Source organism: Rhizobium sp. G187 (assembly GCF_051549525.1).
Taxonomy (GTDB): Bacteria; Pseudomonadota; Alphaproteobacteria; order Rhizobiales; family Rhizobiaceae; genus Allorhizobium.
Genome location: NZ_JBPUGM010000002.1, coordinates 553,580 through 579,207, shown reverse-complemented (window position 1 = coordinate 579,207; position 25,628 = coordinate 553,580). Strand labels below are relative to the sequence as shown.

Below are 25,628 nucleotides of genomic sequence, written 5' to 3'. Positions count from 1 at the left end.
GTTGGAAAGGTCAAGATCGGCCCGCATTGGTCAGGCTTGAACAATTGCCAAGGCAAAACGAACATGCTCTATGGGCGGAGAATCCCGGCCGACGGGGGCTAATCGAGGGGAGCGGGTTCGTTGACGGGCTGGGGACCAAACATCGTTCTGGGCTGGTTCCGCAAGCTGCAGATTGCCAGCATCGCGCTGCCCATATTCGGCTGTCTGATCTGGGGCGCGATCTCCTTCAGCGATCAGAACCAGGCGGCTGGCGATCACGCACGCGACAATGTCGCTCTGGTGCGGCAATATCTGCAGCGCATCGTCGAGACCGAGCAACTCAAGCATCGTGCCGCCACCAGCCGCGCCGCCGGAGAGCCGGTCGAGTTCCTCCGTTCCGAGAGTTTTCATCGGTTTCTCGCCAGCATCGACGACCGCCAGCAGAAGGCCTATGGCGTCGCAATCATGACCGTCGACGGCGAAATGATCGCATCGAGTGTCACCTATCCGATCAACCAGCGGGTGCCGCAGCGCGATTATCTCGACGCGGTGCGGGATGGCAATCCGCTGTATATCGATCGCATCCGGCTGGAGCCGAATGGCGAGGATGCACTGATCGTCGCCACGCCTTTCGTGACACCCGGATTTCGCGGCGTGATCGTCTCGTCCATGCCGGCCGATGAGAGCCGCAGCTTCCTGCGGGATACCGCCGTTCGCAAGGACGAAGCCGCCTCGCTGATGCGCGATGACGGCAAGCTGCTGATCCGGCGCGAAATCGAGGACCCCTCCTGGATCCCGGAAACATCACCCTCGCGCCGAAGCCTTGCCATGTCCGATCAGGGCCTGTTCACCACGGTGGCCGTGACCGACAAGATCGAGCGCATCTATGCCTATAGCCGGCTGGGGTCGCTGCCGCTTGTTGCCAATTTCGGCGTGCCGACGGCGCTTGTCTGGCAGGAGACGTTGAAGCGCGCCCTGCCCGTCTGGCTGCTGATGGTGGCGATCGGCGCCTTCAGCTTCATCATTGGCGGTTTTGCCCGGCGCAGCATTCTGACCCAGCTGATATCGGAGCGGCGCAAGCTGCAACTGGCGGAGGCCGAACGGCTGGCCGAGCAGCGCGAGCAGCTGATGCGCGAGATGAACCATCGGGTGAAGAACAATCTTTCGATGATCAACAGCCTGATCAGCATTCAGGCGCGCAAGGGCAGCCTCAATGCCCGGGACCTGCAGATGCGCGTCCAGGCTCTGGCCGAGGTGCATGACCTGCTCTACCAGTCGGATGATAATGAGCGGATCGATCTTGGCGACCTGTTGCGGCGCGCCTGCAATCCGGCGCTGCTGATCCCCGAGGATCGCGAGATCCGCTTCGAGGCCGATCTGCCCGACGGAATTCTTCTATCTGCCGACCGCGCCTCGCCGCTTTCACTCGCCGCGCTTGAGCTCGTCACGAATGCGATCAAGCATGCCTTTACCGACCGGCATGCGGGCCTGATCCGCCTGACGCTGGCCCTGGAAACAGAGCCGAACGGAGACGAGACGGGGGTGCTCACGGTCTCTGATGATGGTGTTGGGTTTGCGGAGGCCACCACACGGCGCTCCGGCACGGCCATGGTCGATGCCTTTGCCCGGCAGGTGGGCGGCGAGATCCACCGCGACACCTCGGTGGGCACGACCTACACGATCCGCTTTCCGCTTTGAAACGCCAAACGGGACGGAGGTCATCCGTCCCGTTTGATTTTTTAGACCGCTGCCCCGTCACTGGCCTCGTGCATGGCCGATCAGCGGGTGCGCTCAGGCCGCGCGGTCACGATAACCGGCGGTGACCTGACGGCTGACCGTCTTGAAGCGCGAGATCGAGCCGTAGAGTGTGCGGGCGGCTTCGGCCAGCGTGCTGGCGGCGGCATTGGCTTCCTCGACGGTTGCGGCACTCTGCTGGGTAACCTTGTCGAGCGAATTGATGGCGCTGTTGATCTCGTTGATGCCGATGGCCTGTTCGCGGGCGGCGGTCGACATGGCCTCGACGTTGCCGTCGATATCCTTCACCTGGACGACGATCTGCTCCAAGGCCTGACCGGTCTTGTCCACGAGTGCCACGCCATGGCTGACCGCATTCGATGCCTTGGCGATCAACGCTTTGATTTCCTTGGCGGCATTGGCGGAGCGCTGGGCCAGTTCGCGCACTTCCTGGGCAACGACGGCAAAGCCCTTGCCGGCTTCCCCGGCGCGGGCCGCCTCGACACCGGCATTCAGCGCCAAGAGGTTGGTCTGGAAAGCGATTTCATCGATGACGCCGATGATGTTCTCGATTTCACGCGACGACGTCTCGATTTCGCCCATGGCGGCAGTTGCCTGCCTGACGACAACGCCCGAAGCCTCGGCATCGCTGCGGGTTGCACTGACAATCTTCGTGGTGGCCGCCGTGCGCTGCGACGTATCCCGCACGGTTGTAGTGATCTGTTCGAGGGCGGCTGCCGTTTCTTCAACCGTCGCTGCCTGACGCTCGCCCGACTGTGCAATCTGCGAGGAGATCTCGTTGATGACGGTTGCATTTTCCGCAAGCGACTGCGCGGCTTCCATGATTTCGCGCATGGAGTCGTTCAGGGCAAGGGCCGCACTGTTGAAATCCTGGCGTGTCGCTTCGAGCACGGGATCGACGGCCTCGGTGACCTGAACCGTCAAGTCGCCATCGGCCAGACGCTTGATCGCGCCGGCAATGGTGGACACTGCCTTCATGCGGCCGGTGATATCGGTTGCCACCTTGATGACGCGGTAGACCTGGCCGTGCGAGTTGATAATTGGCGTGTAGGCCGCCTGGATCCAGACCTCGCGACCGCCTTTGCCATAGCGGACGAAATTGCTGACCGAGGGCTTGCCGCTGCGCAGACTGTCCCATAATTCGGAATAGGCCGAAGAGGCCACATAAGCCGGATCGCAGAACATCTGATGTTTTTTGCCGGCCACTTCATCGAGCGTATAGCCCATTGCCTTCAGGAAATTCGCATTCGCGGTGACGATCGTGCCATCCGGCTCGAATTCAATGATCGCCTGCGATTCATCGATTGCCCGGATGCGGTTGGCATCGTGAAGCGAAACGGTCTTTGTGGCGGTGATGTCGGAAGCGATCTTCAGGACGCGGACGACCTTGTCGCCATCGAAAACCGGATTGTAGCTGGCTTCGATCCAGACATCTGCGCCGGCCTTGCTCTGGCGGCGGAACTGGCCCTGCTTGTGCTTGCCAGCGGCGAGTTCACTCCAGAAGCGCGGATACTCCTCCGATTTGACAATGCCCTCTTCACAGAAGATGCGGTGATGTTTCCCGATAATTTCCTCACGCGAGTAACCCAGCGCATTGCAGAAATTTGCATTGGCATCGAGGATCGTGCCATCCGGCTTGAACCAGATCAGCGCCTGGGTATTGGAGATCGCTGCCATGTCAGCAGCCAGCTTGTTCGCGTGGAGAAAGTTGGAAATGGCCATGAGCAAGGTCTTTCGCTTTGAATTGACCATACTCAAGCATGGATTGCGTTAATGTTCCCTTATATTGACCGCTTAAGCGTCAACGCAGATTCATCCGAAGCCCTGCGTTGAACTATAAATGCGCGCCAAAAGAGCGCCCCCAGAGTGGCCTGTCACAGCCACCTAAGCGCTCATTTTTAAACACTCAAGCGCATCCGGCCGCAGGATCTCAAAGGGTCATTTTGTCCCTTGGATGCGGGCTGTCCTCATAGGCACCCCAGACCGACTGGTCGAAGTTGATCGTGGCGCCGGTCATCAGGCCACTTTCCGCCGACGAGAGATAGGCGCAGGCTCGCGCAACCTCGGCCGGATCGACCAGGCGACCGAAGGGTTGGCGGGCGGCGGCTTGCTGAAGCCAGTCCTCGGAGGCGCCGTGATATTCGCGCTGAATCCGGTCCTCGCCATCGCTCGACATCCATCCGATATTGAGGGCATTGCAGCGGATACGGTTCTTCAGCAGGCTGAAGGCGACATTGCGGGTCAGCGTATCGAGTGCTCCCTTGGAGGCGCAGTAGGCGGCGATGAAGGGCTGGCCGGCCATGGATGACATCGAGGAGATATTGACGATCGTGCCCTCGACGCCATCGCGCAGCATCAGCTTCACCGCATCCTGGATGAGGAAGAAGGGGGCCTTGGTATTGACCGCAAAGATCTTGTCGAACAGCGCTTCATCCGTGTCGAGGATCGTGCCGCGATCGGTGAGCGCGGCGACATTCACCAGTGCGTCGATGCGACCGAAGGTCTGGTCGGCGGCCGCAATCACGGCGCGGCAATCTTCGACGCGGCCAAGATCGGCGGCGACGAAGGTGACCGGCGTGCCATAGCGTTCGGTGATCTCCTTCGCCTTTGCCTCCCCCTTGTCGCGCCCGCGCCCGCAGATCACCAGACCGCCGGCACCCCGTTCGGCAAAGAGCCTGGCCACTTCGGCGCCGAGCCCTTGCGTGCCGCCGGTTACGACGGCGATCTTTCCATCCAGCCTTCCCATGTCGCTCTTCATCCTCCCTGTCATGGCTTGCTCCGTCATGCCCCGCTCTTTCATGCCCCCCTCTTTCATGGCTTGCGCTTTGACGCCTGGGTATCCACGAGGATTGCGAAGGCCTCAGGCTCCATCCCGGCCTCAAGCGCTTCGGCCATCATGGTGTTCTGCGTCTTCGGCGCAAGGCCGCCGACCGGGGGATCGCGATCCAGATTGGTTGGAAAGGCGTAACCTTCCGCCGTGGACGCGATCGCATTGGCGATCTCGGCTGGCGTGAGCGAAGCTGAGTTTCGCGCCGACAAGAGGGCCGGATAGACGGCCTTGCACATGGCGTCGCGATCCACCGTTTCCATGGCGCGGCCGAAGGCCGAGGAGACCTGCAAGAGGTTTGCCATGCGCCAGATATCGCTGGAGACATTGTTGCCGGCGCCATGCATCAGGGCCGGGTTGAAGAAGACGGCATCGCCCTTTTCGAGCGGCAGCTGGACATGGTGGCTGGCGAAATGCGCCTGGAATTCCGGCCGGCCAAAGGCGAGATAGCCTTCGAAGAAGCTCTGCGAAAACGGCAGAAAGAGCGTCGGGCCGCTTTCGAGCGGCATGTCGCAATGGGCAACCGCACCCTGCAGCGTGAGCACCGGCGAGATGGCATGGATATGCCCCGGATAGGCCTGCATCTGATCCGGCGACATGAAGCCGAGGTGATAGTCGCGATGCGGGACCTGCGCCGTGCCGCCGGGGTTTACCCGGTTCATCTGCGCCGTCATCTGATAGCCCCGGCCGAGCCAGGCTTCAGACGCCATGGCAAGCGCTTCGGAGGCATAATAGCCAGCGAAATTCTCCGGGTCGGCGAGTGCGTGTTTCTGCAGCGAGTTCCAGATGCGGTCATTGGCGCCCGGCTTGGCGAAGTGATCGCCGGCGGCCTTGCCCGCTTCCTTCTCTGCCCTGACGATGGCGTTGAAGACATCCGTTGCGCGATCGACCACCGCAAGGTCGGCCATGGCGCGCTTGATGACGATGACGCCGGGGCCGGTTGCGAAGGCATCCACCCATTCGGCCATCAGCTCGCGGCGGCGTTCGGGATCGCGGGCGGCCGCGCGCACCGCCTCGCCGTCATAGATCAGAACGTTCTTCTCGACGCCACTGGCGAGCGGCCAGTCAGCGAGATTGGTCTTTTGCGCCACGAGCGCCTTGAAGGCATCGATACTGCCGGCATCCTTGTCGAGCCAGACCTTCTGGCGGCGGCGGCTGGTCAGGGTTTGCGTGTCCATGGTCGTCCTCCCGTTTGTCTCTTCCGGGCTTGACCATAGCCAAGAGAGAGCGGAGACATGAGTGGGCAAACACCTCAAAAACACCTCAAGGTTTCGCCGATGCGCCCGCCCTTTCCGCTCAAGGACATTGCCCTGCAAGCCGGCCTCAGTCTCGCCACCGTCGACCGGGCGCTGCATGGGCGCGGGCATGTGGCGAGAGCGACGGGCTTGCGCATCGAGGCCGCGATTGCGGAACTCGAGCGGCAATATGCCGAGGCACGGATCGGCGGGCGGCGGCTGGTGCTCGACGTGGTGATGGAGACGCCGCAGCGCTTTTCCAATGCCGTGCGCGCCGCCTTCGAGGCGGAGCTTCCCGGCATTCGGCCAGCGACGATCTCGGCGCGTTATCATGTCGCCGAGACGATCAGCGAGGCCGAATTGCTGGCGATCCTCAAGACCATTCGCAAACGGGGCAGCCATGGCGTGGTTCTGAAAGTGCCCTCGACCCCGGCCATGGCGGAGATGGCCGGGCAGCTGATGGAAGCCGGCATTCCGGTGGTGACGCTGGTGACCGACCTGCCCGCCCGCGCGCGCACCGGCTATGTCGGCATGGACAACCGGATCGCCGGAGCGACCGCCGCCTATCTTCTGGCGCGCATGGCAGGACCTTCGGCCGGCACGGTTTTGCTGACGCTGTCGAGCGCTCGGTTTTCCGGCGAGGAAGAGCGCGAACGCGGCTTTCGCGCCGCCCTGTCGAAGGACGCTCCACATCTGGCGGCAGTGACAATCTCGGAAGGTTTTGGCGTTGACCGGACGACGGGGGCTCTGGTGCGGGCAGCCCTTGCCGCGCATCCCGACATTCGCGCCGTCTATTCGATCGGCGGCGGCAACCGGGCGATCCTGAAAGCCTTTGCCGAGGAGAAGCGCCGCATCGACGTGCTTGCCGCCCACGACCTCGACAGCGACAACCGCGCCCTGCTGTTCGAGGGAAAGCTCACCTTCGTCATCCACCATGACCTGCGCCAGGACGCCCGCAGCGCCTGCCAGTTGATGATGGTGCATCACCGCATGCTGCCCGCCGACTTCCGCATCGCGCCCTCACGCGTGGCGATCGCAACGCCGCATGAGGGGGTGTGAGGGGCGTCAGTCGTCGCGACGGATCATGCCGGAGATGGCGGCGGCAGCGATGGCGGTGACGACCCAGCGGGCCAACTACAGCACTCCCTGACCGATGGGACCTGAGACGCGCCAAGCACGTCTCAGGTCGATAACAGGTCCAGAAGTTTATCAATCTGCGTTTGTTGTGAAGAGTCTGGCAGAACAGCCGGGTCAGGCGCTGAAGCGCTCAACTGTTTGAGCAGTTGGTCAATGAAAGTGTTCTCGCCTGGCAATATGTTGTAAGCTGACAGTATGCTTCCGACGTTCTCTGAGGACAGTTCTCCCTCAAAGTAACCTTCGTTTCGAAAGATCATGACGTCAGATATAAAATCGAATGCTTGTTTAACTGATGCCTGATCAGCCTGTGCCGGCGGCAATCCGTCGTCATCAAGCACCACGGGAACGTCCCCCAGTACGAGAAGGTTGTAGCCGGTCAATTGCTTGAACAACTGGGCGTCAGTATCAGACGGCAGGATCCAGCCTTCAGTGCCGATGAGACTGAAGCTTTCGCCGTTCAGTTCAGTGATAACCGCGCGCGCCGCAAAGCTCTTTTCGGACCAGCTTTCACCCTTTATGTTGTAGTTATAACTGCCATCTTCATTCTCAGTAATCCGATCGTTTATTTCGGGATCTTTGCGCAGATTTTCGAGCATCTGCTCCAGATTCGGCCTCTGTTCGGACGCCGCGGTATTGGCCGACTGGGTTGTGGTCACGTAGGGCGATGAACTGTAAGCGGACTGTACCTGCATCCACATAACCTCGAATAGAATAATGGCACGGAGTTAGATAGAATTCGCACCTTAGGGTTGCGCGCTTGCGTGTAGCTTTTGCTTCGCGCCAGACCATCTCCATCGTTCCTATAAGCACAAATGCACGCCTTCCGTGAGGGAGGCGGCTCAACGGCAGAGAGGATGGTGCGTTCGAGGGTCGGTGCGTCGGCTCATCTCGCTTGCACTCCCTGACCGGTTATTCGGCGGGACCGAGGGCAGGTTGCCTTCGAGGTTGTCGGTATCGGTTTAAGTTCAGATCAGCATGCTCCCCCCAGCGGTTCAAGGTGAGCGCGTCACTAGCTGCGGGGTTCGCCGCCTGCAACCACAGGAAGGCAATGCGCTTGTGGCCCCCTCACCCGGCCTCCGCTTCGCTCGGCCACCCTCTCCCCGAGGGGAGAGGAGCAGTGGCACGCGCTGCGGCGAGTGCAGAATAGGAAAAAGCCGCCGGGTTGCCCCGACGGCTTTTGAAACTCTGCAATCCGGCTGATCTCAGACGAACTGGCTCAGGCCCGGGACCGAGGAGACAACTTCGTCGACGACGTCGGCGCCGGCATATTCGCGGGCGACGGCCATAGTTTCCTTGGCGAGGGAGGAGATTTCGCCCATGCCGAGGCCCTGGGACATCAGCTGCTGGCCAAGACCCATGATGCCGCCGCCACCGATGGCGCTCATCAGGCCGCCGAGCAGGCCGCCGCCGCCGGAACCTTCGCCGTTATGGGCAGCCACGAGGGCGGCCGCACCCGGGATCGATTCGATCATCTTGGCGACCGGGCCGTCGGCTGCTTCGCGCTGCAGGAAACCGAGCATCATGCCGAGCGCCTTTTCGGCAACGTCCGGGGCGATGCCGACCTTGTCGGCGATACGGGTAACGAGTTCGCTCATCTGTTCAAATTCCTCCTGGTCGTGATTTTTTGACGTTAACGTCAACGTAATGGAAGTCATCGCGGAACTCAAGTGGAGTGCCTCGCCCTCCCCCGAATTTCGCGCCGGAATCCGGCGACCAAAATTGCGCGCTGAGGGACATCCGGTCGCGTCTCCCGCAGAACCGGGAAATCCGGCCGAACGTCACGCGACGGCATGGGCGACCGTTGTCGATGTTCCATACTATCCGTATAAGAGCAAGCTGAAGTGTTGATGACACCGCTTCGCTGGGCGACGCTCACGGAGCCTCTGGGAGACGCATGCGCATGCTGCAAGAAGGTTCGCTCTATCTCGGCACCAGCCGCAATCCGGACGACAGCCTGAACAAGGGCGAATATCTGGCGCTGAAATATGGCAACCGCCATGGCCTCGTGACCGGCGCCACCGGTACCGGCAAGACGGTGACGCTGCAGGTGCTGGCCGAGAGTTTTTCCGAGGCCGGCGTGCCGGTATTCGCCGCCGACATCAAGGGCGACCTTTCGGGGATCGCAGCCATGGGCGAGCCGAAGGACTGGATTACCCAGCGGGTGAGCCAGATCGGCTTTACCGATTATGCGCCTTCCGAATTTCCCGTGATCTTCTGGGATCTTTACGGCGAGAAGGGCCACCGGGTGCGCACCACGGTCGCCGAGATGGGGCCGCTTCTCTTGTCGCGGCTGATGAACGCCTCGGAGGCGCAGGAAGGCGCGCTCAACATCGCCTTCAAGATTGCCGATGAGGGCGGCTTGCCGCTGATGGACCTCAAGGATCTGCAGGCGCTGCTGACCTATATGGCCGAGCATGCGACCGAGCTTTCCAGCCAGTTCGGCCTCATCTCCAAGGCCTCGATTGCCACGCTGCAGCGCGGACTTCTGGTGCTCGAACAGCAGGGCGCGGAGAATTTCTTCGGCGAGCCGGCCCTGAAAGTCACCGACATCATGCGCACCACGCATGACGGGCGCGGCGCGATCTCGATCCTGGCCGCCGACAAGCTGATGATGAACCCGCGTCTCTACGCGACCTTCCTGCTCTGGCTGCTCTCGGAACTCTTCGAGGAACTGCCGGAGGTGGGCGATCTCGACAAGCCGAAGCTGGTCTTCTTCTTTGACGAGGCGCATCTGCTGTTCAACGACGCGCCGAAAGTGCTGACCGAGCGGGTGGAACAGGTGGTGCGCCTGATCCGCTCCAAGGGCGTCGGCGTCTATTTCGTCACCCAGAACCCGCTTGACGTGCCGGAGACCGTGCTCGCCCAGCTGGGCAACCGGGTGCAGCACGCGCTGCGCGCCTATACGCCGCGCGAGCAGAAGGCGGTGAAGACGGCGGCCGATACTTTCCGGCCCAACCCGGCCTTCGACTGCGCCGATGCCATTACGCAGCTCGGGATCGGCGAAGCGCTGATTTCGACGCTCGAGGCCAAGGGCATTCCCTCCATGGTCGAACGCACCCTGATCCGGCCACCATCGGCCAAGGTCGGGCCGATCACCGATGCCGAGCGGCAGACGGTGATGAACCTCTCGCCGGTCGCCGGGCAATACGACATCGATCTCGATTCGGAATCGGCCTACGAGATCCTGTCGGCGCGGGCCAAGAAGGCGGCCGAGGCGGAAGCGGCCCGGCAGGCGGAAGCGGAAAAGCCGGCCGAGGACGACAGCGCCGCCGGCCGCTGGACGCTGCCGGGCTTTGGCGACGAGCCGAAGGAGGCCTCGACCGGCGGCACGACGAAGCGCAGCAGCGGCTATCAGCGCGAGACGGTGATCGAAGCGGCGATGAAGAGTGCCGCCCGTTCTGTTGCGACCTCCGTCGGTCGTGCGCTGGTGCGGGGCATTCTGGGCAGCCTCAGACGCTAGAGGCGACTGGCTCAGCGAATCGCGCATGCGGTGGCGGCAGACCGGCCGGCACCGCACATCAAAGCCGCGATTTTCACCAGAGAGAGCAACCGGCGGACACATTGCCTCGCCGGATCACCGGCAGGGCAGGCTCTATCAGCAAAAACTTATGGGTAAAACCTCATCCAATCACGCAGATTTTGTTCATCTCTGGACAAGGGCTCTCGTGTTAGGTTGCCGCTGCGTGATAGAAGTTTTGCACGCATGTTGCGTCGCGTTGCGTCAGAAGGTGAAGCTTGAACAGTGACCTCGACAGTCTCGTACTGGTCAACAATGCGCGGCGCGCGTTGGACCGCGGCCGTTTCGAGCTGATCTATCAGCCGATCTACTCGGTCAACCAGCGGGAGGTCGCAACCGTCGAGACCTTGCTTCGCTGGCGCATGCGGCCCGGCCATCTCACGGCAGCGCAGGATTTTTCCGCCATCTTCGGCGATCGCCGCATGGCGCTGTCGATCCGCGATTTCGTGCTGGCCACGACGCTGCGGCAAGTGGCGCGCTGGCATGCAGACGGCCATGTGGTGCCGCGCATCAGCGTCAACACCACCGCTTACGATCTGTGTTCGACGGATTTTGCCTTCAACCTCGCCGCCATGGTTGCCGATTTCGGTCTGAAGCCGCAGATGCTGGAAATCGAGGTCGCTGAAAACGCCCTGCACGGGCCGGAACGGGGCCAGGTGGCCCTGGCGCTGGAAGGGCTGCACTATGCCGGCTTTTCGCTGGCACTGGACAATTTCGGCGCCGACCATGCCGCCTTGAAGGCACTCTGCCATCACCCCTTCAGCCGGTTGAAGATCGATCGCCAGCTGATCCGCAACGCGCTGCGCAGCAAGATCGACCGGGCCATCGTGCGCAGCGTGATTTCGCTCGGCCACGATCTTGGCCTCACCGTGACCGCCTCGGGCGTGGAAAGCGAAGCGCATATGGAAGCCGCCGTTCGGCTCGGCTTTGACAGCGTCCAGGGCTTCTTCGTCTGTCGGCCGAAAGAGGCCGATCTGGTGCCCCGGGTCTGCCATGTGCTCAATCTGCAGGGACAGGCCGGCTAAGGCCGCCGCGTTTTACCCCGGTTGGTGACGCCGGACCGGTCATGCTATGGCTCCTGCATGACAGTCTTCATCTATCTGGCCGCAGCTCTTGCCGAGATTTCCGGATGCTTTGCCTTCTGGGCCTGGCTGAAGCTGGATCGCTCCGTCCTCTGGGTCCTGCCCGGCCTTGCCTCGCTCGGCCTGTTCGCCTGGCTTTTGACACTGGTGCCGGCGGATGCCGCGGGCCGCGCCTTTGCGGCCTATGGCGGCGTCTACATTGCCGCATCACTGATCTGGCTGTGGCTTGTCGAAGGACAAAGGCCCGACCGCTTCGACCTTGCCGGCGCTCTCGTCTGCCTTGCGGGCGCGGCCATCATTCTTCTGCCGCAGCGCGGCTGAGTGCCCGGCGACAGCCCCGCCCCTCAAAAGGCAGGATGCCGGCTTGCGAAATTTCCGTATATACATAAACTATGATCATCGTCTGGGATGAGCCGAAACGGCAGCAGAATCTGGCGAAGCATGGACTCGACTTCGCCGAGCTCGATCTGACGTTCTTTATGCGTGCTTCGATCCGGACAGCGAAAACCGGTCGCGCGATTGCCATCGGTGAGTTGCAGGGGCGGCTTATCATCGCGGTGGTCTTTCTTCCCATGGGCCGCGAAGCCATTTCCGTTATCTCAATGCGTCCGGCCAGCCGTCGGGAAAGGAGCAAGACATGACACGTAAGTTTTCCTCGGCCCGCCCGCTCACAGATGCGGAAGAAGCCGAAATTCAGGCGATGATTGCGTCTGATCCCGACAATCCGGAAATTACTGAAGAGGAATTGAAGGAGTTCCGGCCCTTCCGCGAGGTCTTCCCCGACCTTGCCGAGGCAATCGACCGCAAGCTGGGGCGGCCGAAGGCTGAGACGCCGAAAAAGGCGATCAGCATCCGGCTCGATCAGGAAGTGATCGATCGCTTCAAGGCAAGTGGCGAGGGCTGGCAATCGCGGATGAACGAGGCGCTGCGCAAGGCGGTGGGGCTGTGAGGGCCGGTGCCCTTCGACCCGCAAAACTTCACCAGCTGCTCCAGCCCTCGACCAGCATTAAGGCTGCCACCGCCATCAGCAGCCAGCCGGCGGCGCGGCCGATCCAGATGGTGATCTGCGGTTTGGAGATTAAAGCATCCCGGCCCCTGGCGGCGGCAAAGGCCAGTCCGCCATAGACCAGCGCCTGCAAGATCAGCGTGAGCGCGCCCATCAACAGCGCCTGGCGCCAGAAGGGGCCGTATTCGGGGCGCATGAATTGCGGATAGACGGCGAGAATAAAGAGCCAGGCTTTCGGGTTGAGAAGGCAGGTGATGAGGCCTTGGGTGAAGATGCGGGCCGTTCGGTGCAGCCTGGATGCCTCGATGCCGTCGATGACGATGGCGCTTTTGGCGAGCGTATAGCCGATCCAGATCATGTAGGCGGCACCGATCACCAGCATGGGGGCGGCAAGCTGCGGAACGAGGGTGGACAGCGCCGTGACGGCGATGGTGCCGAAGAGGGTGTGGAAGGCGCCGCCGAGCATGATGCCGGAGGTGGCGGCCATCCCGGCGCGGCGGCCGCCGGTCAGCCCATTGGCGACCACGAAGATCATGTCCATGCCGGGCACGACGATGATGCCAGCGAGCAGAAGCGTGAAAAGCCAGAGGTTTTCGGCATAGCTCATGTCAGTATGTTCTCCTCGGACGCTGAAGGTTGCAGCGGGCAATCACCTGTTTTCAATGGGTTGCGGATGCTTTACACAAGGCTCCTGACAGAGTTCTGTCAGGAGTGATGGGGATCATCCATGCGCAAGGCGTCCCGGCTGTTCGAGATCATCCAGATTTTGCGGCTGGCGGCCCACCCGATAACGGCGCTTGAGATCTCGAAAAAATTGGAAGTGAGCGAGCGGTCGATCTACCGCGATATCGCCGCCCTTCAGGGCATGCGCGTGCCGATCGAGGGCGAGCGCGGCATCGGCTATATTCTGCGCCCCGGCTTTCACCTGCCGCCGCTGATGTTTACGCCGGAGGAGACGGAGGCCATCGTGCTGGGCATGGCGCTGACCAAGCGCACGGCAGACCGCGAGCTGCGCGAGGCATCTGCCCGCGTGCTCGACAAGATCGCAGCCGCCCTGCCCGCCCCGCTCAAGGAGGCGATCGTCTCGCGCGCGCTCTATGCCTGGGGCCGCGTGGCGGAACCGCCAGAGGCCATCGACTTTTCGATGATCCGCCGCGCCATCCGCGACGAAGAGAAGCTCGAGATCGATTATGTGAGCGAGAAGGGCGAGGCGACGACGCGGCAGATCCGGCCGATTGCGGTGATCTATTATGCCGAGACCACCGTGATCGTCGGCTGGTGCGAATTGCGCGACGGCATCCGCAATTTCCGGGCCGACCGCGTGAGCGCCTGCCGGGCAACGGGCACGCATTTTCGCCGGGAGGGCGACCTGTTACGCAAGCTCTGGGTGGCGGGGTGGGATAGGTCCGGCCAGAGCATAAGAAGCACCTGAGCGAAGCTTCAGCGGCTTGGTCCGAGATCCCCGTTATCGGTTGGCGGCGCGGTCTGCCTGGCTCAAGCCGTCATAACCCCAATCGGTCGAGGGAAGCTCATGCACCACGACATAGGTTGCGGCATGGAGCTCCGGCCATTCGGCGCGCAGGAGCGTCATGGCATTTTGCAGGAAAGCCCTCTTCTCCTTAGGTGAATTGGTGCCTGCGGTGACGAAGACTTCGAGATGGGCTGCCGTCGCTTGCGGCTCTCCGCCGATTGTCCAGCGGCTGGCGGGCGTGGCCTCGATCAGAACCGAGGTGAGGTCGTGGCGCTTGGCGAGGTCTCGGGCAATGAGGTCGGTCAAGGCCTGGGCGAGATGGTCTTCGCGGTCGGGACGCTGCGGGCGGTAGGTCAGGCGGGCAAAGGGCATTGTTTTTCTCCATCGGGACGTGACGGAGGCAGGATAATCGCGTTAATCTGAAGAGATATCGCGCTTATGCGCGTTCTGACTTGAGGAAAGCTCATGATTGCCGATCTGCCCTCGCCCCTGCTTCGCAGCTTCGTGGCCGTCGCCGATTGCGGATCGCTGGCGGCTGCGGCTCAACGGGTCAATCGCAGCGAATCGGCGCTCAGCCTGCAGATGCAGCGGCTGGAGGACATTATCGGGCAACCGCTGTTTGACAGGGATGGCAGGGCGCTGAAGCTCAATGGCACGGGGAGCTGGCTGCTTGCGCATAGCCGCGCGATCCTGGCGCGGATCGATGCGGCGCGGGCGGAACTGGCGGCCGCCTCACGCCCACCGCTGCGGCTTGGCGTGGTGCAGGATTTTGTCGCGCCAGTCTTGAGGCCGGTGCTGGAAGATCTGCGAAAAGCAGACAGCGCTGCCCAGTTTTCCATCGTCATCGGCAGCACCAGCGAATTGCTGCAGGCGATGAGCGAGGACCGGCTCGATACGGCGGTCTGCGTCAGTGAATTGGGAAGCGTCGGCAGCGGGGGCACGATCTTGCCGATGGCCTGGTTCGGGGAAAGACACCTGCTTGACGATGAGGTGGTGCCGCTGGTCAGCATCACGCCGCCCTGCCCGTTTCTTAGCGCGGCCACCCGTGCGCTTGATGCGGCGGGACGGCCATGGCGGCTGTCGCTGGTGACGCCGAGCCTTGATGGGGTGAAGGCTTCCGTTGCAGCCGGTCTCGGCATTGCCTGCCGGACAGAGGTCGGCATGGGGCTGCGCCCCCTCATCGACCGCGGATTGCCGGATCTTGGCGAGATCCGCTATGCGGTGATGGAAAAACGGCCCGGAAAATCCGGGCCGTCAGACGCAGCCCTCAGTATGGCCGCGCATCTTTCGTCGGTTGGTCAGCGCTGAAGGCTCAGGCGACCACAGCCATCCGCCGGGCCTCGCGGAAGGACACGAGGCGTCCGCGAGCTTCATCCCAGAGAACCAGCTTCACGCAGGCGAAGCTTTCCTTCAGCGTGATGCGGCTGATGGTCTTCAGCTCCGGGTGATCGCGCAGCACTTCCGGCAGACGGTAGAAGGGAATCTTGCTCGACAGGTGATGCACATGGTGGACGCCGATATGGCCGGTCAGCCAGCGCAGGCCCCAGGGCAGATCGTAATGCGAGGCGCCATGGAGCGCTGCATGCTGGAACTGCCATTCCGGCGGCGCCGACCAATGCGTATCCTCAAACTGGTGCTGGACATAGAAGAGCCAGATACCGGCGGCACCGGCGAGGAGCACGATGGGCAGATGGACGGCGAGGAAGCCGCCAAGGCCGACGGCCCAGATCATCACGGCGGCAAAAACCAGCATGCCGAGATTGGTCGCCATGGTCGAGACCCAGGGGAGAGCGCCGTCCTTCATCATGCCGATCGGCAGGCGCTGCTTCAGCAGGAACACCCAGGCAGGGCCAATAACAAAGAGCACGACCGGATTGCGATAGAGGCGATAGCCGATGCGGCCGAGACGCGAAAGGGCCTGATATTCGGCGACCGTCAACGTGGTGATGTCACCGACGCCACGCTCTTCGAGATTGCCGGCGGTGGCGTGATGTTCGGCATGCGCCCGGCGCCAGTAATCATAAGGTGTGAAGGTCAGAACGCCGAGCACGCGGCCCGTCCAGTCATCCATCGAGCGGCGGGCGAAGAAGGCGCCATGGCCGCAATCATGCTGGATGATGAACAGGCGCAGCAGGAAGGCTGCCGCCGGAATTGTCAGCGCCAGTCCCGGCCAGAAGGCGAAGTGCCAGCTTGCCCAGGCGCCGGCCCAGAGCAGGATGAAGGGCACGATCGTGACCGCAAGTTCGAAGCTCGAGCGCTTGAGATCGGGCTTGCGATAGGCGTTGACGATCTTCAGCCAAGCCTTGGCATCCGGCGTTTCGTCTTCAAGCGGTGCATCGGGGCGGTAGTCGAGGGCGGCGCTCATCGGGCAGCTCCACTGGTTTGGGAGGGGATGAGCGGCACGACACATGCGCCGGCGGAATTGGATGCGAGGGCGGCGCAAGACGCAGGGCTTCCAAGGGAGAGGCCCTCAGCAATAGTCATGGTCGGCTGGCTTTCGTGGTGGGAGAAATCGTCCCGGGCCCAGGGGGCATCAGGTGCCCTCCCCTAGCAGATCACAAGGCGCTTGTCGCCATGGAACTCCGCAAAGGCACAGGCTGCGACGTTTTCGCCTGCGGTGGCTTACCCCGGCAGGCGCTTGTTCTGACTTGCAAAACGCCCCGGCCTGAACAGGCACGGGGCGTCTCGATTGTCACTTCGAGCGGAGATTCAGCCGACGAGCGGCCGCTCACGCCTTACTTGGCGGGCTTGATCGTCGCCAGGATCTTGCCGACTTCCGGCATGTTGGCAGCTTCGGATTCCTTCGAGGCCCAGTAGGTGACGATGGCGACGTGTTCCGGCGACAGCGTGATGAAGCCGACGCCGATCGAGACCGGGCCGTCCTTGTCCGTGCCGCTCCAGTCGAGCGTTTCGAAGGGCATGCCGTTCAGCGTGTCCTTGGTTTCCTTCTGGCTGGCCGGATCCGGCACCACGCCATTTTCTTCGAGGAAAGCGAAGACCTGGGTCATGATGGCATCCATATCGCCTTCGCCGCCGACATCGAAGGAGATGTAGGTGCCGCCATCGGCAGAGGTGCCCTCGACGCCGTAGTCGGTTTCGGCAGGCTGCCAGCTGTCAGGGATATCGACCGTTGCGATCGGCGCATCCGGCGGGAAAGAGAAGTTGGCAGCGAAAGATGTAGAGGTGGCAGCGAGCAGGAGAGCGACGCCAGCGAGAAGCGATTTCATCGGAAGTAACCCATAACGTGCGTGAGTGTATCAGACCCGGCGACCCCTTGCCGCCCGGCACCGCGCCTTCTTATCAATTCAGACAGGGTCGTGCTGGACTGTTTTTGGTTCAACATCCAAGGAAAGGCCCTTAGCCATCGGATTCTACAATCCAGGACTGTAGACAGAATCATAGGGTATGAGCAAAAAACGGTCGCATACCTCATCCATTCGGATGATTATCGTTCCGCAGGCCCTTATTTTCCGGGGGTAGAGGCCATTGTTTTCGCAAAATCGAAAGCTGCAGCCTTGCCAATCCCTAGCCTCTTCATTATGTTGCGCCCATCGAAGATTGCGAGCGACTTTGCCTAAGCGCCTCTGGCGTACGACAGATTTCCTTCAACGACGATACACCGCCGGTCGAATGTCTCGCCGGCAAGCCCAACGATTGAAAGGAAATCGTTATGAACACAGGCACCGTAAAGTGGTTCAACAGCACCAAGGGTTTTGGCTTCATTCAGCCGGATGAAGGCTCTGCCGACGTTTTCGTTCACATCTCGGCCGTTCAGCGCGCCGGCATGCGTGACCTCGTCGAAGGCCAGAAGATCGCCTACGACATCGTCCAGGACAAGCGTTCGGGCAAGAGCTCGGCCGACAACCTGCGCGCCGCTTGATATCTGTCTCTCGCCCGACGACGGCACATGTGCTTTCGCGACGGGCTGAGTGATTTGGGAAGGTCGGGCCTTGCCCGGCCTTTTTCATTTGTCCCGACTCGTTCGGGAGTTTCGCCGGGTGCGGCGCGGTTTCTTCGCATCCACCCTCTCCGCAACAGCACATCATGGGTCCGGCCCGTTCAAGGCTGACACCCGAAAGGAGACGACTTGCAAGTACTCGTCCGCGACAACAATGTCGACCAGGCCCTCCGGGTCCTCAAGAAGAAGATGCAGCGCGAAGGCCTGTTTCGCGAAATGAAGGCCCGCAGCGCCTTTGAAAAGCCTTCCGAAAAGCGCGTGCGCGAAAAGGCTGAAGCCGTTCGCCGTCATCGCAAGCTGGCGCGCAAGAAGATGCAGCGCGAAGGCCTGCTGCCGGCACCGAAGCGCGCCGTGCGCCCCGCGCGCTGAACCGTCCGCTCAGAGAGTTTTCGTCCGCGTTTCGGCGCGGACGTCTCCTGCGGGGAAACCCGCATTGACAAGCCCCGTCCGGGAAAGCGCATATCATGACCGACACAGACGACATGACTGCCGAACCCGCATCCGAAACGCAGGCGCCAGTCAAGACACCCAAGGTTTCGCCGCAGGAACGCGCTGCCGCGACCGATGCCATTGCCCGCGAAACCATCGAATCCGAAGCCAAGGCCCGCATTCGCAAGACCGAAGCGCTGAAGGCGCTCCGGCTGGAACGTGAATTGCTGGAAGCGCAGGACGCCCCTGCCCCGAAGAAGAAGCGCGCGACCAAGCCCAAGATCGCCTGAGGCGATGGATAGCGCCTGTCCCTGGCCCTATCGGGCGCTCGGCCCCCATTCCCCACATCATGACCCATAACGCAGCGTGATTGATCGCTGAGACGAAGAGGCAGCCGCCGGCTTGCGCTTGATGCAACATCAACGCAGTGCAGGACGGATGCGGCCTCTCAACTCCGCGGGCATTCGCAGCGCCTCTCTGCGTGACTGAACGCCGCGTCCCGGCTTAGCGGGATTGAGACGTCAGATTGAAGTAGGCACCCTGCGGGTCTTGGCAGGCGGCGATCCAGGAGCCGCCGGGGACCGGGTGGGGCTCCATCAGGACCTGGCCGCCCAGCGCCTTCACCGTGTCGGCGGCGGCATCGATTGCCGGGACGACGAAGTAATAGGCCCAATGGGTCATGGGCATGGGCATGTCCGGCCGCCTGGTCATCATGCCGCCAATGGCTTGATTGCCGCATTTGAAGGTCTGGTAGATGCCCATGGCGTCCATATCGACCGCCATGTCCTTTTCCCAGCCAAAGCGCGCTGCGTAGAAATCCCAGACGGTCGCCCAGTCACCGGCCATCAGCTCGTTCCAGCCAACCGTGCCGGGGCTGCCGGGATCGGGCCATGTGGCCGATTGCCTGTCGTCCTTATCCGGGGTCATGATGCAGACAATCGCGCCCTGGGGATCGGCCACCACGGCGAAACGGGCGACGCCTGGGATATTGGCGGGGGGACGGCAGATCACGCCACCTTCCGCCTCAAAATCCCGCGCCATCGCATCGACATCATCAACCTCGATATAGCCTGTCCAGTGGGGCCGGACACCCCACCCTTTCATCTCGTCGGTCAGCCCCATGATGCCGGCCACGCCAAAGGGAAAGCCCGGCACGGCCATGGTGGTGTAGGTATACTCGCCCATGTTGATCGGGCTCGGCTCCCAGCCGAGCAGCGTGGCGTAAAATGCCTTGGCCGCAGATGTGTCCGGCGTGATGAGTTCATGCCAGATGAAAGCGCCGCGCATGCAAAACTCTCCGTTCAAAATCAATCAACAGGCATTGATATCAAGCGTCATTGCCGGCCACCGACCGGAAGGGTGGCAAATGCCCTCCCGGTCCATGCATTGTCCGGAAAGGCGTCAGCGGGCCGGAGCTGTCAGATTGAAGTAAGCGCCCTGCGGGTCCTGGCAGGCGGCAATCCACGAGCCGCCGGGGACCTGATGCGGGTCCATCAGAACCTGACCGCCGAGTTTTTTCACCTGCTCCGCCGCGGCATCAATGGCGGGCACGATGAAATAGAAGCCCCAATAGGGCATGGGGATTTGGGGAGGTTTGGTCATCATGCCACCAAGGCCGCGATCGCCGAGCTTGAACGTCTGGTAGATACCCATGGCATCCATATCGACGGCCATATCCTTTTCCCAGCCGAAACGGGCGGCATAGAAATCCCAGGCCTCCTGCCAATTGCCCGACATCAGCTCGTTCCAGCCGACTGTGCCCGGGCTGCCCGGGGTGGGCCAGGTGCCGGTTTCGCCATCCGGCATTTTCGGCGCCATGATGGAGAGCATCGCGCCATGCGGATCCGCGACCACGGCAAAGCGGCCAATGCCAGGAATGTCCTCGGGCGCGCGATGGATGGCGCCACCATTCTCGCCAAACTCGGCGGCGGTCTTGTCGACGTCATCGACCTGGACATAGCCCGTCCAGCCTGGAGGAATGCCCTGGTCCGCCATCTCCCTGGAGAGTTCCATCATGCCGGTCACACCAGAGGGAAAGCCGGGCACGGCAAAGGTTGTGTAGGTGAAGCCCGGACCGTCCATATCCGTCGGCTCCCAGCCCAGAAGCGCGCCGTAAAAGCTTTTGGCGGCAGCGGGGTCAGGCGTCATCAATTCATGCCAGAGAAATGTGCCATGCATGGAAAAGTCTCTCTCTTTTGAAATCAGCTGATGCGTTTCGAAACGCTGGTCATGAAGGTGTGAAAGCTGCCGTCGGATTTTTTCACGCTGCCGGAGAAACGCCGTGTGTCATCATCGATGAAGTGGATGACATCCCGATAAAGCTCGGTGCGGGAGGGGTCTTCCATGCTCGGACCTTCGGCTTCCAGCACCAGTGTCTGGCCGTCCTCCTCCAGCCAGCCCTTGTAGACCCAGAATTTATCCATCATCGAGCCGATCCAGCTGCCGACATACTGGCCGAGACGTGGATCGTAGCCGAGGGTGATGATCATCGTCTCGCGCGTATCGCCCATCATGCCCTCACTTTCAGCAATAACCCAAAGGCCGCCGATGGAGCGCACCTTCTCGGTCCAGCGCTTGAGAGGGTCCTCGGGATCATAGGCTTCATCGCCGGCAGTGCTGAGAAAGAGCCAGTCGCCGACCAGCCGGTCGAGAAAGCGGTGATGCTCCGTGGGCTTTGGCGTTTCCATCGACTGTCCTCCCTCAATGGCAGCAGTTTGCCTGCTTCACCGGCTGCACGGCATACTCATCCTTGCGCTTGACGAAGCTCAGCGTGCCGGTTTCGTTGCGGCCAAGCGGCGCGTGATCGAGGATCATCAGCGCCCCCAGCGCCTCCTCACCACCGCGGGCATATTGCGAATAGGTGTGGAAGATATCGCCACTCTCGTCAAGGTAGAAGGCAGACAGACCGGGCAGCTCGTCATGCGCCTGTTCGCGCGGGGTTTCCCGGAAGTTATAGATGACCGATCCGGAGGCCAGTTGCTCTGGCGTGAAGGAGACGTGGAAGTCGAAGTTGAAATCGCTGCCGAAGGACGAGACCCAGGGGAAATGCCAGTTCATCCGGCGCTTGTAGGCCTCGATCTTCTCAAGGGGCGCACGCGAGACGGTGACGAAGGTGACGTCGTGATTGTTGAGGTGCGGCAGCATGCCGTCGATGTGATCGGCGAAGAAGGAGCAGCCGGGGCAGCCCGCATCCCAGTCCGGCCCGAACATGAAATGGTTGATCATCAGCTGGCTGCGGCCATCGAAGAGATCGGCCAGCGTCTTTTCGCCGGACGCGGTGTGGAAGCGATAATCCTTGTCGACCTTGACCCAGGGCAGCGCCAGACGGGCGGCGTTGACCCGGTCCCGCTGGCGGGTGAGCTGCTTCTCCTCCAGCAGCAAAGCCTTGCGCGCCTCCAGCCATTCCTCACGCGAGACCGCGCGGGACGCCGGAGCGGATAGAGGTTGCGACTTAGCGGAATATTCCATTTTCCTGATCCTCCTCTTGACAATTAGGTTGATATCAACATATTAGATCCATGTCAATTCAGCCTGTGATTCCCTATTCCACCACCATCCACATCAAGGACACCTGCCTGTGCCTGCATGCCCAGCGCGCGGCCCGTGCGCTTGCCCGGCGCTTCGACATGGCGCTGAAACCGACTGGGCTGACCAATCAGCAGTTTTCCCTGATGATGGCGCTGAACCGGCCGGAGCCGCCGTCAATGGGGCCTGTTGCCAGGCTTCTGGCCATGGACCGCACGACATTGACAGCGGCCCTGAAGCCGCTTGCCGCGCGTGGCTGGGTGGCGATCGAACAGGATCCGAAGGACAAGCGGGGCAAGCTGCTGCGGCTGACCGAAAGCGGACAAGACGCGCTGTCGCAGGCGGTCCCGATCTGGCGGCAGGTTCACGGCGACATCGAGGCCGGCATGACCAGCGATCCGCTTGTGCTGCGACGCGGCTTGCTGGAGGTGAGCGCGTGACGAAGGGCCCTATGCCCGTTCGGAAGAGCCGCTTGCGCCGGCCCATCGCGTAAATCTCTGCTCCTGCACATCCCTGCCCCACTGATCGCCGGCATACTGCTCAGCCAGGACAAAACCATGCGCTTCGTAAAGATGGCGGGCGGCATGGAGGCCTTCGAAGGTCCAGAGATCGGTGCGTTCAAAGGGGCTGGCATCGACGAAGGCAAGCGCTTGCGCCATCAATCGCCGCCCGAAACCCAGGCCGCGCAGGCTGGCGTCAAGGATGAACCAGCGCAGATGCGCCACACCCGGCGCCAGATCCTGGCCGTCAATGGCGAGGGAGCCCAGGATGCGGCCACCCCGCATCACGGTCCAGACTTCATTCTCCGCATGGTCGAGGCGGCTGCAGAAGTCGGCGAGCCCGCTGGCAACCACAGCCTCGAAAGATCGGCCGAAGCCGGCTGTGTCGGCATAATAAGCGATGTGCATCCCGGTGATGCCGGCGATCAGACCCGGATGGTAGCCCGTGACAATCTCAATCGGGGTCGCCCGCTGATCTGCCTCGGGCATCAGGGCGTTTGCGTAAAGCGCGAGGCCATCGAGCACCGTGCGGTGTTGCTGCGGCTGTAGACGATCAAGCGCTGCAGCCACCTGGCACCGGGCGAAATCATGGATCGCCGATAGGCGGGCGCTGCCCTGCTGGGTGAGGCCAAGCCGCTTGATGCGCGCATCATCCGCATCTGACCAGGCATGCACATCGCCCGAGTGCTCGAGTTTATGCAGGAGGCGGCTGACGCTCGACTTGTCGAGCGCCAAGGTCTCGCTGAGCGTGGCAGCCGTGATGCCGGGCTCAGCCTCGATGTCGATCAGGGCATGCACCGATGATGGCGGCAGATCCGTGCCGGCAAAGGAGCCGCCCATGAAGCCGAGGGCACGGACGAGTTTTCGCGACTGGGCGCGGATGTCGTCAATCGGGATCGGATGATTTGACATGGCGCACCATTTTCGTTGCATCATGCAACCATATCGCCGTTCTGCTGAGCTGCCAAGCCCAGCTATGACGGAGGCGCCGCGGAAACAATTTTGTCTTGCTATGGAGAGACCCGCTCAGGTTACGGCCCCCTCCTTCCTTGCCTCTCCTCCCAACCCCCGTGGAGCCTTACCGCCAGGTAGCTCTCTCTACAGGGCACAACGACGCGCGGTTGAGTCGGCTGAAGTCACGTGATAAAACCCGATATGAGGTACGTACCTCATAGATATCGACAGAGGGAGGACGTGTCGGATGTCGAACAGGTATCAGGTGGATCCGGATCATGTGATCGGCGATGAGGCGCAGCTTCGGGCGCTGTTTGAGCCGACCCATGCGCTCGCCTTGCGCAAGTGCCAGTCGCAGCTTGGGGTGCATGCGCAGGCCTTTATCCGCCGCGCGCCCTTCCTCTGCATCGGGACGCAGAATCCCGAGGGCAAGGCCGATGTCAGCCCTCGCGGCGACCCGGCCGGCTTTGTGCAAATCCTCGATCCGCAGACTATCGCCATTCCCGACCGGCCGGGCAACAACAGACTCGATACGCTCTCCAATATCATCGCCAATCCGGCCGTCGGCCTGCTCTTCATCATTCCCGGTTTTGACGACACGCTGCGGCTAAACGGTCGGGCGCAGTTGAGCACGGATCCGGCACTTTTGCAGCGTATGGCGGTGGATGGTAAGGTCCCGAAGCTTGCGATCGTGGTTGTGGTCGACGAGGTGTTCCTGCACTGCGCCAAGGCGTTTCGCCGCTCGCATCTCTGGGATCCAGACTACCTGCAGGACCGCCGGGAGATGCCGTCGCTGATGAAGTTCATTCTCGATGAAACCAGCGGCGCGCCAAACGATGCAGACGAAATGCGCAAGCTCGATGATGACCTAGAGCAGGCCTATCAACGGACGATGTATTGAGGCCGAAATGGGCCGCTCAGTGGCTCCCGGTCTGCGCACAGGCCCGTGGCTTCGACCAGCGCATGGCTACATGCCGCGCGCAATGCGCTGGACGCCGCAAGCCTGCCACGATCAATCTTCACGGTCTCCGAGGGCAAGGCAGTCATTGCCAAGTGCTGGCTTGCCGGCAAGTGGATGCGCGGGCCGTAAGCTGGCGCAAGGCCGGCCCGCTTCACGCGCGTCGCCGCCTTTTAGCCGCCGAAGCCGAGCGGGAGAGCCGCCAGCGGTGCAAGCATCATGAATGCAGCCATTCCCAGCGCAATCCTGTCGCGCCCCTCAAACAGCGGTCCGCGAAAGGCGGCGGCTGGATAGAGGGGGGTCGGTACACTGGTCTCCTGCTGCGTGATCACGGGGGTGTTGGCAAGGGGTGTCTCAAGTGTTTGCATCTGGGGCTCCTGTTTCAGTGGACAGAAACAAAACCGTGGAACGGCCGTCGCGTTCCCCTGAAGCTGGCAACTGGTGGAGACCAAGCGCGACTGCCGCCCTGAATTGCGCCGCACACGCAGACACAACTTTATCGAATTGGTCAGAGCGCTCAATTCGAATGATCGTAGAGCGCCTGCCAGACGATTTTCCAAAGGGTCAGCAGCAGGCTGTTATGGCCGAAGTGCTGGATGTTTACGTTGACGACATGGGGCACTGCCTCGGTCGCCCAGTCGAGGATGAAAGCGCCCATCGGGGCGGCACCCACAACCGCGAGATCCGTGACGAAGACACCCGGTCCGATCTGCAAAACCCAGTTGCCTGAGGCTGTGCCTATGAAGGTGTTGATGATGAGCTTCAGATTGATCAGCCCGGGATGACCACCGACGTTGGAGTTGAGAAGCCGCACCAGCAGTTCGAGATTGTTGAAGACGTCTGCCGGCAGCGGATAGTTGAGGTTTACCGCGAGGTTGTAGCGACCGGCGGTCGGTGCGCCGAGAGGCAGGCCGAGCATCGAGAGCATGACCGTACAATGGGCGCAATGGGGCAGATTGGTTGCATAATTGCCGCCTCCAATCGGCAGGGCATTGAGCGCGACAGCCTGGCCATTGGCGTTCACCGTCCAGATGGGCGGCGGGGAAATGCTGGCGTCGAGGGCAACCATTTCCGAATGCATGTTTACGGCGGTCGCATACTGGGTCGCCGGGTTCGGCGCCCATGTCACTGTCGTCACTGCCTGCTGGGCACCGCCCGCATTGTAAGGGCCGAAGGGCTGAACCGCATCAATCGCTGTCTGAATGGCATCGATGGACGCACCGGCTGCGAGAATATGCGGATTGAGATCATGGCCGTTGACCACGGCCTTCCAACGTAAGCGCGCCATTCTGCGT

General features: G+C 62.0%; 31 protein-coding genes. 15 read left to right on the top strand and 16 right to left on the bottom strand.

Features of this window, described 5'->3' with window-relative positions; all coding sequences use genetic code 11:
• The first annotated feature begins 120 nt into the window (after positions 1 to 120).
• Positions 121 to 1,677 (top strand): sensor histidine kinase, encoded by a 1,557-nt coding sequence (locus tag ACSV9I_RS07630; protein WP_438328189.1) that lies wholly within the window; start codon positions 121 to 123, stop codon positions 1,675 to 1,677.
• A gap of 93 nt (positions 1,678 to 1,770) precedes the next feature.
• Here ACSV9I_RS07630 and ACSV9I_RS07625 read toward each other — a convergent pair whose 3' ends face one another.
• The 3 genes from ACSV9I_RS07625 to ACSV9I_RS07615 form a co-directional block, all read right to left on the bottom strand.
• Positions 1,771 to 3,456: a methyl-accepting chemotaxis protein gene (locus ACSV9I_RS07625; protein WP_438328187.1), complete on the bottom strand. Its 1,686-nt coding sequence runs from the start codon at positions 3,454 to 3,456 to the stop codon at positions 1,771 to 1,773.
• A gap of 208 nt (positions 3,457 to 3,664) precedes the next feature.
• Positions 3,665 to 4,492 (bottom strand): SDR family oxidoreductase, encoded by an 828-nt coding sequence (locus tag ACSV9I_RS07620; protein WP_438328540.1) that lies wholly within the window; start codon positions 4,490 to 4,492, stop codon positions 3,665 to 3,667.
• 53 nt (positions 4,493 to 4,545) lie between these two features.
• On the bottom strand, positions 4,546 to 5,739 hold the full coding sequence (locus ACSV9I_RS07615) for a phytanoyl-CoA dioxygenase family protein (RefSeq protein WP_438328186.1): 1,194 nt from the start codon (positions 5,737 to 5,739) through the stop codon (positions 4,546 to 4,548).
• A 99-nt stretch (positions 5,740 to 5,838) separates the two neighbouring features.
• On the opposite strand from ACSV9I_RS07615, the gene ACSV9I_RS07610 reads away from it, so the two are divergent.
• Positions 5,839 to 6,855, top strand: coding sequence for a LacI family DNA-binding transcriptional regulator (locus ACSV9I_RS07610; RefSeq protein ID WP_438328185.1), 1,017 nt, complete (start codon positions 5,839 to 5,841; stop codon positions 6,853 to 6,855).
• A 122-nt stretch (positions 6,856 to 6,977) separates the two neighbouring features.
• Here ACSV9I_RS07610 and ACSV9I_RS07605 read toward each other — a convergent pair whose 3' ends face one another.
• Entirely contained in the window at positions 6,978 to 7,625 is a 648-nt protein-coding gene (locus ACSV9I_RS07605; RefSeq protein WP_438328184.1) for a hypothetical protein, read from the bottom strand.
• A 510-nt stretch (positions 7,626 to 8,135) separates the two neighbouring features.
• Positions 8,136 to 8,528, bottom strand: a complete 393-nt coding sequence (locus ACSV9I_RS07600) for a hypothetical protein (protein ID WP_438328183.1) — start codon at positions 8,526 to 8,528, stop codon at positions 8,136 to 8,138.
• Positions 8,529 to 8,833: 305 nt separating this feature from the next.
• Between ACSV9I_RS07600 and ACSV9I_RS07595 the strand changes: the two genes are divergently transcribed.
• The 5 genes from ACSV9I_RS07595 (at position 8,834) to ACSV9I_RS07575 (ending at position 12,481) form a co-directional block, all read left to right on the top strand.
• Entirely contained in the window at positions 8,834 to 10,393 is a 1,560-nt protein-coding gene (locus tag ACSV9I_RS07595; protein WP_054156824.1) for a helicase HerA-like C-terminal domain-containing protein, read from the top strand.
• A 275-nt stretch (positions 10,394 to 10,668) separates the two neighbouring features.
• Positions 10,669 to 11,475 (top strand): EAL domain-containing protein, encoded by an 807-nt coding sequence (locus ACSV9I_RS07590; RefSeq protein ID WP_054156765.1) that lies wholly within the window; start codon positions 10,669 to 10,671, stop codon positions 11,473 to 11,475.
• 57 nt (positions 11,476 to 11,532) lie between these two features.
• Positions 11,533 to 11,853, top strand: coding sequence for a YnfA family protein (locus tag ACSV9I_RS07585; RefSeq protein WP_438328182.1), 321 nt, complete (start codon positions 11,533 to 11,535; stop codon positions 11,851 to 11,853).
• A gap of 71 nt (positions 11,854 to 11,924) precedes the next feature.
• Positions 11,925 to 12,173, top strand: a complete 249-nt coding sequence (locus ACSV9I_RS07580; RefSeq protein ID WP_438328181.1) for a BrnT family toxin — start codon at positions 11,925 to 11,927, stop codon at positions 12,171 to 12,173.
• Positions 12,170 to 12,481, top strand: coding sequence for a BrnA antitoxin family protein (locus ACSV9I_RS07575; RefSeq protein WP_438328179.1), 312 nt, complete (start codon positions 12,170 to 12,172; stop codon positions 12,479 to 12,481). The genes ACSV9I_RS07580 and ACSV9I_RS07575 overlap by 4 nt, the downstream gene beginning before the upstream one ends.
• Positions 12,482 to 12,509: 28 nt before the next feature.
• Here the strand turns inward: ACSV9I_RS07575 and ACSV9I_RS07570 are convergent, their stop codons facing one another.
• Entirely contained in the window at positions 12,510 to 13,145 is a 636-nt protein-coding gene (locus ACSV9I_RS07570; protein ID WP_438328178.1) for a LysE family translocator, read from the bottom strand.
• Positions 13,146 to 13,265: 120 nt separating this feature from the next.
• Between ACSV9I_RS07570 and ACSV9I_RS07565 the strand changes: the two genes are divergently transcribed.
• Positions 13,266 to 13,970, top strand: a complete 705-nt coding sequence (locus ACSV9I_RS07565) for a helix-turn-helix transcriptional regulator (RefSeq protein WP_438328177.1) — start codon at positions 13,266 to 13,268, stop codon at positions 13,968 to 13,970.
• Between the two features lie 33 nt (positions 13,971 to 14,003).
• Here ACSV9I_RS07565 and ACSV9I_RS07560 read toward each other — a convergent pair whose 3' ends face one another.
• Entirely contained in the window at positions 14,004 to 14,381 is a 378-nt protein-coding gene (locus tag ACSV9I_RS07560) for a tautomerase family protein (protein ID WP_438328176.1), read from the bottom strand.
• Between the two features lie 93 nt (positions 14,382 to 14,474).
• On the opposite strand from ACSV9I_RS07560, the gene ACSV9I_RS07555 reads away from it, so the two are divergent.
• Complete coding sequence (locus tag ACSV9I_RS07555; RefSeq protein WP_438328175.1) at positions 14,475 to 15,317, top strand: LysR family transcriptional regulator; 843 nt, start codon at positions 14,475 to 14,477, stop codon at positions 15,315 to 15,317.
• Between the two features lie 4 nt (positions 15,318 to 15,321).
• Here ACSV9I_RS07555 and ACSV9I_RS07550 read toward each other — a convergent pair whose 3' ends face one another.
• On the bottom strand, positions 15,322 to 16,374 hold the full coding sequence (locus ACSV9I_RS07550) for a fatty acid desaturase (RefSeq protein WP_438328174.1): 1,053 nt from the start codon (positions 16,372 to 16,374) through the stop codon (positions 15,322 to 15,324).
• A 370-nt stretch (positions 16,375 to 16,744) separates the two neighbouring features.
• Positions 16,745 to 17,236 carry a histidine kinase gene (locus ACSV9I_RS07545; protein WP_438328172.1) on the bottom strand — a complete coding sequence of 164 codons (492 nt, stop codon included), beginning with the start codon at positions 17,234 to 17,236 and terminating at the stop codon, positions 16,745 to 16,747.
• A 443-nt stretch (positions 17,237 to 17,679) separates the two neighbouring features.
• Between ACSV9I_RS07545 and ACSV9I_RS07540 the strand changes: the two genes are divergently transcribed.
• From ACSV9I_RS07540 to ACSV9I_RS07530, 3 genes are all read left to right on the top strand, one after another.
• Complete coding sequence (locus ACSV9I_RS07540; protein WP_054156754.1) at positions 17,680 to 17,889, top strand: cold-shock protein; 210 nt, start codon at positions 17,680 to 17,682, stop codon at positions 17,887 to 17,889.
• Positions 17,890 to 18,096: 207 nt separating this feature from the next.
• Positions 18,097 to 18,336: a 30S ribosomal protein S21 gene (rpsU, locus tag ACSV9I_RS07535; RefSeq protein WP_054156753.1), complete on the top strand. Its 240-nt coding sequence runs from the start codon at positions 18,097 to 18,099 to the stop codon at positions 18,334 to 18,336.
• Positions 18,337 to 18,431: 95 nt separating this feature from the next.
• Positions 18,432 to 18,686: a hypothetical protein gene (locus ACSV9I_RS07530; protein WP_438328171.1), complete on the top strand. Its 255-nt coding sequence runs from the start codon at positions 18,432 to 18,434 to the stop codon at positions 18,684 to 18,686.
• 214 nt (positions 18,687 to 18,900) lie between these two features.
• Here ACSV9I_RS07530 and ACSV9I_RS07525 read toward each other — a convergent pair whose 3' ends face one another.
• The 4 genes from ACSV9I_RS07525 to ACSV9I_RS07510 all read right to left on the bottom strand — a co-directional run bounded on the left by ACSV9I_RS07525 (position 18,901) and on the right by ACSV9I_RS07510 (position 21,864).
• On the bottom strand, positions 18,901 to 19,683 hold the full coding sequence (locus tag ACSV9I_RS07525) for a VOC family protein (protein ID WP_438328170.1): 783 nt from the start codon (positions 19,681 to 19,683) through the stop codon (positions 18,901 to 18,903).
• Between the two features lie 114 nt (positions 19,684 to 19,797).
• Complete coding sequence (locus ACSV9I_RS07520) at positions 19,798 to 20,574, bottom strand: VOC family protein (RefSeq protein ID WP_438328168.1); 777 nt, start codon at positions 20,572 to 20,574, stop codon at positions 19,798 to 19,800.
• Positions 20,575 to 20,597: 23 nt separating this feature from the next.
• Positions 20,598 to 21,083 (bottom strand): DUF1579 domain-containing protein, encoded by a 486-nt coding sequence (locus ACSV9I_RS07515; protein ID WP_438328167.1) that lies wholly within the window; start codon positions 21,081 to 21,083, stop codon positions 20,598 to 20,600.
• Between the two features lie 13 nt (positions 21,084 to 21,096).
• Positions 21,097 to 21,864 carry a DUF899 domain-containing protein gene (locus ACSV9I_RS07510; protein ID WP_438328166.1) on the bottom strand — a complete coding sequence of 256 codons (768 nt, stop codon included), beginning with the start codon at positions 21,862 to 21,864 and terminating at the stop codon, positions 21,097 to 21,099.
• 50 nt (positions 21,865 to 21,914) lie between these two features.
• On the opposite strand from ACSV9I_RS07510, the gene ACSV9I_RS07505 reads away from it, so the two are divergent.
• Positions 21,915 to 22,361: a MarR family winged helix-turn-helix transcriptional regulator gene (locus ACSV9I_RS07505; protein WP_438328165.1), complete on the top strand. Its 447-nt coding sequence runs from the start codon at positions 21,915 to 21,917 to the stop codon at positions 22,359 to 22,361.
• A 9-nt stretch (positions 22,362 to 22,370) separates the two neighbouring features.
• On the opposite strand, the gene ACSV9I_RS07500 is transcribed toward ACSV9I_RS07505, so the two are convergent.
• On the bottom strand, positions 22,371 to 23,333 hold the full coding sequence (locus ACSV9I_RS07500; RefSeq protein ID WP_438328163.1) for a helix-turn-helix domain-containing GNAT family N-acetyltransferase: 963 nt from the start codon (positions 23,331 to 23,333) through the stop codon (positions 22,371 to 22,373).
• A 289-nt stretch (positions 23,334 to 23,622) separates the two neighbouring features.
• On the opposite strand from ACSV9I_RS07500, the gene ACSV9I_RS07495 reads away from it, so the two are divergent.
• Positions 23,623 to 24,276, top strand: coding sequence for a pyridoxamine 5'-phosphate oxidase family protein (locus ACSV9I_RS07495; RefSeq protein WP_438328162.1), 654 nt, complete (start codon positions 23,623 to 23,625; stop codon positions 24,274 to 24,276).
• Positions 24,277 to 24,321: 45 nt separating this feature from the next.
• Positions 24,322 to 24,465 carry a hypothetical protein gene (locus tag ACSV9I_RS07490; RefSeq protein ID WP_438328160.1) on the top strand — a complete coding sequence of 48 codons (144 nt, stop codon included), beginning with the start codon at positions 24,322 to 24,324 and terminating at the stop codon, positions 24,463 to 24,465.
• 41 nt (positions 24,466 to 24,506) lie between these two features.
• Here the strand turns inward: ACSV9I_RS07490 and ACSV9I_RS07485 are convergent, their stop codons facing one another.
• On the bottom strand, positions 24,507 to 24,701 hold the full coding sequence (locus ACSV9I_RS07485) for a hypothetical protein (protein WP_438328159.1): 195 nt from the start codon (positions 24,699 to 24,701) through the stop codon (positions 24,507 to 24,509).
• A gap of 149 nt (positions 24,702 to 24,850) precedes the next feature.
• Positions 24,851 to 25,621 (bottom strand): hypothetical protein, encoded by a 771-nt coding sequence (locus tag ACSV9I_RS07480; RefSeq protein WP_438328158.1) that lies wholly within the window; start codon positions 25,619 to 25,621, stop codon positions 24,851 to 24,853.
• Positions 25,622 to 25,628 lie beyond the last annotated feature (7 nt).

Coding starts and splice junctions, on each gene's coding strand:
- ACSV9I_RS07625 (WP_438328187.1), bottom strand. CDS start 3,456: ATGGCCATTTCCAACTTTCTCCACGCGAACAAGCTGGCTGCTGACATG.
- ACSV9I_RS07620 (WP_438328540.1), bottom strand. CDS start 4,492: ATGAAGAGCGACATGGGAAGGCTGGATGGAAAGATCGCCGTCGTAACC.
- ACSV9I_RS07615 (WP_438328186.1), bottom strand. CDS start 5,739: ATGGACACGCAAACCCTGACCAGCCGCCGCCGCCAGAAGGTCTGGCTC.
- ACSV9I_RS07610 (WP_438328185.1), top strand. CDS start 5,839: ATGCGCCCGCCCTTTCCGCTCAAGGACATTGCCCTGCAAGCCGGCCTC.
- ACSV9I_RS07605 (WP_438328184.1), bottom strand. CDS start 7,625: ATGCAGGTACAGTCCGCTTACAGTTCATCGCCCTACGTGACCACAACC.
- ACSV9I_RS07600 (WP_438328183.1), bottom strand. CDS start 8,528: ATGAGCGAACTCGTTACCCGTATCGCCGACAAGGTCGGCATCGCCCCG.
- ACSV9I_RS07595 (WP_054156824.1), top strand. CDS start 8,834: ATGCTGCAAGAAGGTTCGCTCTATCTCGGCACCAGCCGCAATCCGGAC.
- ACSV9I_RS07585 (WP_438328182.1), top strand. CDS start 11,533: ATGACAGTCTTCATCTATCTGGCCGCAGCTCTTGCCGAGATTTCCGGA.
- ACSV9I_RS07580 (WP_438328181.1), top strand. CDS start 11,925: ATGATCATCGTCTGGGATGAGCCGAAACGGCAGCAGAATCTGGCGAAG.
- ACSV9I_RS07575 (WP_438328179.1), top strand. CDS start 12,170: ATGACACGTAAGTTTTCCTCGGCCCGCCCGCTCACAGATGCGGAAGAA.
- ACSV9I_RS07570 (WP_438328178.1), bottom strand. CDS start 13,145: ATGAGCTATGCCGAAAACCTCTGGCTTTTCACGCTTCTGCTCGCTGGC.
- ACSV9I_RS07565 (WP_438328177.1), top strand. CDS start 13,266: ATGCGCAAGGCGTCCCGGCTGTTCGAGATCATCCAGATTTTGCGGCTG.
- ACSV9I_RS07560 (WP_438328176.1), bottom strand. CDS start 14,381: ATGCCCTTTGCCCGCCTGACCTACCGCCCGCAGCGTCCCGACCGCGAA.
- ACSV9I_RS07555 (WP_438328175.1), top strand. CDS start 14,475: ATGATTGCCGATCTGCCCTCGCCCCTGCTTCGCAGCTTCGTGGCCGTC.
- ACSV9I_RS07550 (WP_438328174.1), bottom strand. CDS start 16,374: ATGAGCGCCGCCCTCGACTACCGCCCCGATGCACCGCTTGAAGACGAA.
- ACSV9I_RS07545 (WP_438328172.1), bottom strand. CDS start 17,236: ATGAAATCGCTTCTCGCTGGCGTCGCTCTCCTGCTCGCTGCCACCTCT.
- ACSV9I_RS07540 (WP_054156754.1), top strand. CDS start 17,680: ATGAACACAGGCACCGTAAAGTGGTTCAACAGCACCAAGGGTTTTGGC.
- ACSV9I_RS07530 (WP_438328171.1), top strand. CDS start 18,432: ATGACCGACACAGACGACATGACTGCCGAACCCGCATCCGAAACGCAG.
- ACSV9I_RS07525 (WP_438328170.1), bottom strand. CDS start 19,683: ATGCGCGGCGCTTTCATCTGGCATGAACTCATCACGCCGGACACATCT.
- ACSV9I_RS07520 (WP_438328168.1), bottom strand. CDS start 20,574: ATGCATGGCACATTTCTCTGGCATGAATTGATGACGCCTGACCCCGCT.
- ACSV9I_RS07515 (WP_438328167.1), bottom strand. CDS start 21,083: ATGGAAACGCCAAAGCCCACGGAGCATCACCGCTTTCTCGACCGGCTG.
- ACSV9I_RS07510 (WP_438328166.1), bottom strand. CDS start 21,864: ATGGAATATTCCGCTAAGTCGCAACCTCTATCCGCTCCGGCGTCCCGC.
- ACSV9I_RS07505 (WP_438328165.1), top strand. CDS start 21,915: ATGTCAATTCAGCCTGTGATTCCCTATTCCACCACCATCCACATCAAG.
- ACSV9I_RS07500 (WP_438328163.1), bottom strand. CDS start 23,333: ATGTCAAATCATCCGATCCCGATTGACGACATCCGCGCCCAGTCGCGA.
- ACSV9I_RS07495 (WP_438328162.1), top strand. CDS start 23,623: ATGTCGAACAGGTATCAGGTGGATCCGGATCATGTGATCGGCGATGAG.
- ACSV9I_RS07485 (WP_438328159.1), bottom strand. CDS start 24,701: ATGCAAACACTTGAGACACCCCTTGCCAACACCCCCGTGATCACGCAG.
- ACSV9I_RS07480 (WP_438328158.1), bottom strand. CDS start 25,621: ATGGCGCGCTTACGTTGGAAGGCCGTGGTCAACGGCCATGATCTCAAT.